Below are 2101 nucleotides of genomic sequence, written 5' to 3' on the forward strand. Positions count from 1 at the left end.
TAAAAACATCCATCCTAATAATTTTAAAATTATCAGGATGAAATTTTTAACAAGTAGGAGAGTAAACTAATTAAACTAAGGTATGATCTTTTATAAGATTACCAAAGATAATTAAACTGAGCAAATCCTGTATGGGTATTGCCATCTTTATCAAACATTCCATTATAGTTTAAACTAAAATAGAAAGCTTCATTAACAGGAACGATAAAAGAAGTACTTACAAATTTTTGTATTCTTGGTAAATAAAACTCATCACTTACTTTTACACTTCCAAATCTAGCCTCAGCTTGTGTTTTAGGATTGATATTAAACTTAGCTCCAAGTTCTACTGAAGTTTTTAAATTAGGCAACCAATCTCTAAACCAAGTAAAGCTTGTTTTAGTAGAGAAAAGATTTAAATAGTTTGCATAGGTTCTTTCTCCACCTTTAACTGTTGCTTGTCCTATAGTATCTTTCATAGAAAAAGCTTCAGTATAACCTCCTTCATAAGCAAGACCTATTTCAGGGGAGAATATATCTTTATTAGAAATAAAATTCATACCTAAGGCTGTATTGACTCCATAAGCATAAGAATTAGGTTCAGCTTTAGCTTCATTATTTCCTATTTTTTTAGTTAAATCATTTTTAATCAAAGCAGCTTTACCTTGAGCTTTGATATAAACTTCTTGACCTTTTTCTGTAGTAAATAAGGTATTAAAGTATTTTAAACCTGCATAATAGGTTCTATTATTAATATCAAAATAAGTTGAACCCATTTTTGTATCTTCATAACCTGCATACACACCATATATTCCACTGTCTTTTAAAGTAGAATAACCTATAATGGTTCCTTTAGTGTGTCCTTTACTTTCTTCATTTAAAGAAAGTTCAACATTCTGTGAAGAAGTATAAGGAAGGATGAATAAAGAATGTTCTTTATTAGAACCATAGCTTCCATTATTTAAATCACTCTTTATATAATCACTTGCATCTGCATATAAATTACCCTTTTCAGACATAGCAATGCTTTGAGATTTACTTGAAGAAGCTAAAGCAAAGCTTTGCATAGAATTACCCATAACATTATCTATAAAGGTAGATCTTCTTGTAGTAGTAGAGATTAAAGATCTAAAGGTTGCACCTGATATGGAAGCATTAAGATTAAAATCTGTAGTAAGCTTTCCTGTTATTGGATCAAAGCTTAAAGATATTTCTCCACCTCCATTGGTTCCTATATTGCCAATATTGTTTTGATTAACACCTGAGATGATATCATTTATATTATCAAGTTGTCCTAGATCGAGATTACTCTCATCTATAGTAATTTTATCAGCACTTACATTTCCATTTCCACTTCCACCTACAACTATAGTGTCTAATTTACCCGTATCTTTATCTGTAGTAACAAGCCAATCTTCTATGACTATGCTACCAGATCCGCTGTTAGTTAAATGATTGCCACTATTATCTTTATCTATGGTTCCTTGGTTATTAACAAAGATGGTTCCACCACCTTCATTTTTAATACCACTTGTAATAGTCGCATCAGAATCATTTTTTAAACTTAAATTATTATTACTTTTATTGAAAATATTACCATAAATAATTCCATTGTCAGTATTTAAAATACCACTTCCTTTTGCAGAAGCAATAAGACCTTCATTTTCAATAGTGATACCGTGAGTTTGAACTTCTGTATCTTTTTGTCCAATGGTTCCAGTATTTATAATACCCCCATTACCACCTTGGATAGTTCCAGATACATTGATACTAGTATTTACTTGCTTACCACCGCCTATATAAATACCTGCATTACCACCTTCTAATCTACCCCCTTCTTTAACTTCAATACCTTCACCCTCAATACCATTTTTACTTCCATCTATATGGATTGCATCATTGCCTGCTTTAATAACACCACCTTCTTCTATAGTGATTTTACCAATATTAACGGGCTTTTTATTTGTATCAAATGCATAAAAAGTTATACCATTGTTGCCTGCTTCTATAGTTCCTTTATTTGTAAGGGTTTCTATCTTGTTGCCATCACCTATGAAGATAGCATTGCCGTTTTGATTTTTGATTAGGCCTGTGTTTTCAAAATTTTTAATAGTGGAGCTTG

General features: G+C 30.9%; 1 protein-coding gene. It reads right to left on the bottom strand.

Going from position 1 to position 2101, the window contains the following annotated elements; translation table 11 throughout:
* Positions 1 to 98: 98 nt before the first annotated feature.
* Positions 99 to 2101: autotransporter outer membrane beta-barrel domain-containing protein (locus AJ939_RS04550; protein WP_261666732.1), on the bottom strand; the 2003-nt coding region annotated here is incomplete at its 5' end.

Source organism: Campylobacter sp. BCW_6889 (assembly GCF_001762535.1).
Lineage (GTDB): Bacteria > Campylobacterota > Campylobacteria > Campylobacterales > Campylobacteraceae > Campylobacter_D > Campylobacter_D jejuni.